The sequence below is a fragment of the Mesorhizobium loti R88b genome, from assembly GCF_013170845.1.
GTDB classification, from domain to species: domain Bacteria; phylum Pseudomonadota; class Alphaproteobacteria; order Rhizobiales; family Rhizobiaceae; genus Mesorhizobium; species Mesorhizobium loti_B.
On record NZ_CP033367.1, the window covers coordinates 1,977,501 to 1,982,500 of the forward strand.

A 5,000-nucleotide genomic window follows, 5' to 3' on the forward strand; every position below is an offset into this window, starting at 1 on the left:
GCGGATGGGCATTGGCAATGAGAACGATCAAGTGTCTTAAGGGCAATTGGTGGATGCCTTGGCATGCACAGGCGATGAAGGACGTGATACGCTGCGATAAGCTACGGGGAGGTGCGAATACCCTTTGATCCGTAGATTTCCGAATGGGGAAACCCACCTAAGGTACTTGGAAAATCAGAGCAGCCAGAAGGTCGCAAGGCCGACTTGCTGCTGTGGTTTCCAAGTATCGATAATAGGTAACTTACCCTGAATACATAGGGGTAAAGTGGCGAACGCGGGGAACTGAAACATCTAAGTACCCGTAGGAAAGGACATCAACCGAGACTCCGGAAGTAGTGGCGAGCGAACCCGGACCAGGCCAGTGGCGATTGAGAGACAAGCGGAACCTTCTGGAAAGTAGGGCCATAGTGGGTGACAGCCCCGTACGCGTAATGCAATCAATCGTCCTCGAGTAAGGCGGGACACGTGAAATCCTGTCTGAAATTGGGGGGACCACCCTCCAAGCCTAAGTACTCGTGCATGACCGATAGCGAACTAGTACCGTGAGGGAAAGGTGAAAAGCACCCCGACAAGGGGAGTGAAAGAGTACCTGAAACCGGTTGCCTACAAACAGTGGAAGCCCAAGGTTCGTCCTGGGTGACCACGTACCTTTTGTATAATGGGTCAGCGACTTAGTGTGACGAGCAAGCTTAAACCGATAGGTGTAGGCGCAGCGAAAGCGAGTCTGAACAGGGCGTTCAGTTCGTCGCATTAGACCCGAAACCGAGTGATCTAGCCATGAGCAGGTTGAAGGTAAGGTAACACTTACTGGAGGACCGAACCCATAACTGTTGCAATAGTTCGGGATGACTTGTGGCTAGGGGTGAAAGGCCAATCAAACTCGGAAATAGCTGGTTCTCCGCGAAATCTATTTAGGTAGAGCGTCGACCGAATACCCCAGGGGGTAGAGCACTGGATGGGCTAGGGGTCCTCACCGGATTACCAAACCTAACCAAACTCCGAATACCTGGGAGTACTAGTCGGCAGACACACGGCGGGTGCTAACGTCCGTCGTGAAAAGGGAAACAACCCTGACCTACAGCTAAGGTCCCCAAGTTATGGCTAAGTGGGAAAGGATGTGAGGATCCCAAAACAACCAGGATGTTGGCTTAGAAGCAGCCATCATTTAAAGAAAGCGTAACAGCTCACTGGTCTAAATAAGGGTCTTTGCGCCGAAAATGTAACGGGGCTAAAGCCATACACCGAAGCTTAGGGTTTGGTCCGCAAGGGCCAAGCGGTAGCGGAGCGTTCTGTAAGCTGATGAAGCCATACCCGTGAGGGGTGGTGGAGGTATCAGAAGTGCGAATGCTGACATGAGTAACGTAAGGGGAGTGAGAGACTCCCCCGCCGAAAGACCAAGGGTTCCTGCTTAAAGCTAATCTGAGCAGGGTTAGCCGGCCCCTAAGACGAGGCGGAAACGCGTAGTCGATGGGAACCACGTTAATATTCGTGGGCTTGGAGGTAGTGACGGATCATTGAGGTAGTCCAATCTTATCGGATTGAACGGGCTGCTGCGTGGTTCCAGGAAATAGCTCCTCCTTATAAACCGTACCCGAAACCGACACTGGTGGTCTGGTAGAGTATACCAAGGCGCTTGAGAGAACTATGCTGAAGGAACTCGGCAAATTGCACGCGTAACTTCGGAAGAAGCGTGACCCTTTTCTACGCAAGTAGAGGAGGGTGGCACAGACCAGGGGGTAGCGACTGTTTATCAAAAACACAGGGCTCTGCGAAGTCGCAAGACGACGTATAGGGTCTGACGCCTGCCCGGTGCTGGAAGGTTAAGAGGAGGGGTGCAAGCTCTGAATCGAAGCCCCAGTAAACGGCGGCCGTAACTATAACGGTCCTAAGGTAGCGAAATTCCTTGTCGGGTAAGTTCCGACCTGCACGAATGGCGTAACGACTTCCCCGCTGTCTCCAGCATAGACTCAGTGAAATTGAATTCCCCGTGAAGATGCGGGGTTCCTGCGGTTAGACGGAAAGACCCCGTGCACCTTTACTATAGCTTTACATTGGCATTCGTAGTGGCATGTGTAGGATAGGTGGTAGGCTTTGAAACCTGGGCGCCAGCTCAGGTGGAGCCACCCTTGAAATACCACCCTTATTACTATGGATGTCTAACCGCGGCCCGTTATCCGGGTCCGGGACAATGTATGGTGGGTAGTTTGACTGGGGCGGTCGCCTCCTAAAGAGTAACGGAGGCGCGCGATGGTGGGCTCAGAACGGTCGGAAATCGTTCGCTGAGTGCAATGGCATAAGCCTGCCTGACTGCGAGACTGACAAGTCGAGCAGAGACGAAAGTCGGTCATAGTGATCCGGTGGTCCCGCGTGGAAGGGCCATCGCTCAACGGATAAAAGGTACGCCGGGGATAACAGGCTGATGACCCCCAAGAGTCCATATCGACGGGGTTGTTTGGCACCTCGATGTCGACTCATCGCATCCTGGGGCTGGAGCAGGTCCCAAGGGTATGGCTGTTCGCCATTTAAAGCGGTACGTGAGTTGGGTTCAGAACGTCGTGAGACAGTTCGGTCCCTATCTGCCGTGGGTGTAGGAATATTGAAAGGATCTGTCCCTAGTACGAGAGGACCGGGATGGACGGATCTCTGGTGGACCTGTTGTGGCGCCAGCCGCATAGCAGGGTAGCTATATCCGGACGGGATAACCGCTGAAGGCATCTAAGCGGGAAACCCACCTTAAAACGAGTATTCCCTGAGAACCGTGGAAGACGACCACGTTGATAGGCCGGGTGTGGAAGAGCGGCAACGCTTGAAGCTTACCGGTACTAATAGTTCGATCGGCTTGATCGTTCTCATTCCTTATGCTCATCTCGATTGGCGACAATCCTTTGGATTGCGCCAGAAGTCAGATGGTCTTACCAGCGCTCACGCATGAGCGGCCCTTACGGGCCTATGCTCCGCGAGGGCGCCGGAAAACCGGCGACGCGCAGTCGCGCTTGCGGGCCTTGCCCGTTAGCAAAACGCGAACGTCGCCTTGGCACAGAAAACAGCTTCTCGAATAACGTGCGTTTTGCCGACCTGGTGGTTATGGCGGAGCGGCTGCACCCGATCCCATTCCGAACTCGGCCGTGAAACGCTCCAGCGCTGATGGTACTTCGTCTCAAGACGCGGGAGAGTAGGTCGCTGCCAGGTCTGCTAAATGCACGTTAAAACTCTCATCCAAGCGGATGAAGTGAAATCTTCTCTCTACGAAAAGGCCCGCCAACGGGAACACGGGCCGCGAATGCGGCCCTTTCATTTGGTGCTCAATATCGCAATCGCCCACGGCGATCGCAGCATTAAGCAAGCAAGCGCTTGCTAAGTTCGGCAAGCAAACGCTTGCCTAGTTTAGCAAGCAAGCGCTTGCTAAGTTCGGCAAGCAAACGCTTGCCTAGAGGTGGCGCGGGGTGGAGCAGCCCGGTAGCTCGTCAGGCTCATAACCTGAAGGTCACAGGTTCAAATCCTGTCCCCGCAACCAAACTCTTAAAAATGGCCCGCCCTCAAGCGGGCCTTTTTTGTATCTTGCTCTGGTGATCGGCGATTTTGACCCGTCATCAGGGGCCCTCAAGCAGACCGAGCCAAAGCCGCGGGACACAAACCGCAAATCCTCTCCACAAAACCAAACTCTCAAAACAAGCCTGCTTCAAGCGGGCCTTTTTTGTATCTGGCTCTGCTGGCCGGTTTGTATCTGGCTCTGCTGGCCGGTTTGTATCTGGCTCTGCTGGCCGGCGATTTTGACCCGTCATCAGGCCCCCGCAAGCAGGCAGAGCCAAAGCCGCGGGACACAAAACGCAAATCATGTCCAAAATACCAAACTCTCAAAACAAGCCCGCCAGACAATAACCAGGCGGGCCGTTTCGCGTATCAGGGCTCGGGCGTTATCGAGTTGATGAGGAACGAAGGGTTTGAAAGCAACTTCAGCCCAGGCGCGCAGATAGGAATCAGGTCGTCTCGAAGCACAAGCCAACGGCAAGAGCCGAATCGGAGCGGCGACCCACAACCAATTGCCAAATGAATTTAGCCGGCGGGCCTCTTTTCAGTCGGCTTCAGTGCCCGTCGCATTTCCTGGATGACGAGAACAGATTGCCGCAGCTGTCGATTGCGGTTCGATCCTCGATGGCGCCGTCGGCATTGGGAGCAGAGGCGACATATCGGTTGCGCCGAATCGAGCGAATCACGCCCTGCCTGCGGGACACGCCGAATCATAGGCAGTCACAGTGCGCCCGAATCAATCGATAGTGGCAATAGATAGCAGCTATTGCTATATCTCCTGTGTGCCTGCGCGTTCTTCCAGGAGGTTGCGATGCCCAATTACGCTCTGAACGACCACTATGAGAGCTTCATCCGGAAACAGCTCGAATCAGGTCGCTATAACAATGCCAGCGAGGTTGTCCGCGCCGGCCTGCGCATGCTCGAGGATTTCGAGGCGGAGCGAGAGAAATGGTTGCGCGAGGAGATCCCGGCGCGCCTGACCGAGCTTCAACAGGATCCGGAGAAAGGAATTCCCGCCGAGACGGTTTTCTCGCGGCTGAAAGTGCGTCATCGCGCGAAGCAGGCGAGCGTGAAATAGCGGATGGAGTATCGGATTGTCTTCCATCCCAAGGCGGAAGCCGAGCTCGAACAGCTCTATGACGACATAGCCGAACGTGCGTCGCCGGTGGTCGCGTGGAATTTTGTTGCGGGCATTCGCGACCATTGCCTGGCCCTGTCGACTTTTCCACAGCGCGGCACAGAGCGGGTCGAAATCGTGCCTGGGCTGCGGATTGTTGGTTACCGGCGCGCCGTCAGCATTGCTTTTGCGGTCGACGGCGAACGGGTGCTGATCCTGGGCATCTTTTACGCTGGCCGGAACCATCACCCCGGAATTGCTGGAAGACAGGCCCTGAAGCAGGGATCAGGCTGCGTGGCGGCCGACATTCTCCCTGCCAGGACCGCGGTTCTCAGGCCGGTCATACGCGCCCGGT

At 55.2% G+C, this 5,000-nt stretch carries 1 protein-coding gene, 1 tRNA gene, 2 rRNA genes and 1 pseudogene; all 5 read left to right on the forward strand.

Annotation, left to right across the window (positions count from 1 at the left end; translation table 11 throughout):
- Positions 1-25: 25 nt before the first annotated feature.
- A 23S ribosomal RNA gene (locus tag EB235_RS09650) occupies positions 26-2,847 on the forward strand.
- A gap of 227 nt (positions 2,848-3,074) precedes the next feature.
- Positions 3,075-3,189: ribosomal RNA gene (gene rrf / locus EB235_RS09655) — 5S ribosomal RNA — on the forward strand.
- Positions 3,190-3,437: 248 nt separating this feature from the next.
- A tRNA-Met gene (locus tag EB235_RS09660) sits at positions 3,438-3,514 on the forward strand.
- Positions 3,515-4,339: 825 nt separating this feature from the next.
- Complete coding sequence (locus EB235_RS09665) at positions 4,340-4,606, forward strand: type II toxin-antitoxin system ParD family antitoxin (protein ID WP_027031199.1); 267 nt, start codon at positions 4,340-4,342, stop codon at positions 4,604-4,606.
- A gap of 3 nt (positions 4,607-4,609) precedes the next feature.
- Positions 4,610-4,922 (forward strand): annotated as a pseudogene (locus EB235_RS09670) (type II toxin-antitoxin system RelE/ParE family toxin).
- The last annotated feature ends 78 nt before the right edge of the window (positions 4,923-5,000 follow it).

What these genes read in the sequence shown, in the direction of transcription:
- EB235_RS09665 (WP_027031199.1), top strand. Translation starts at nt 4,340, where the DNA reads ATGCCCAATTACGCTCTGAACGACCACTATGAGAGCTTCATCCGGAAA.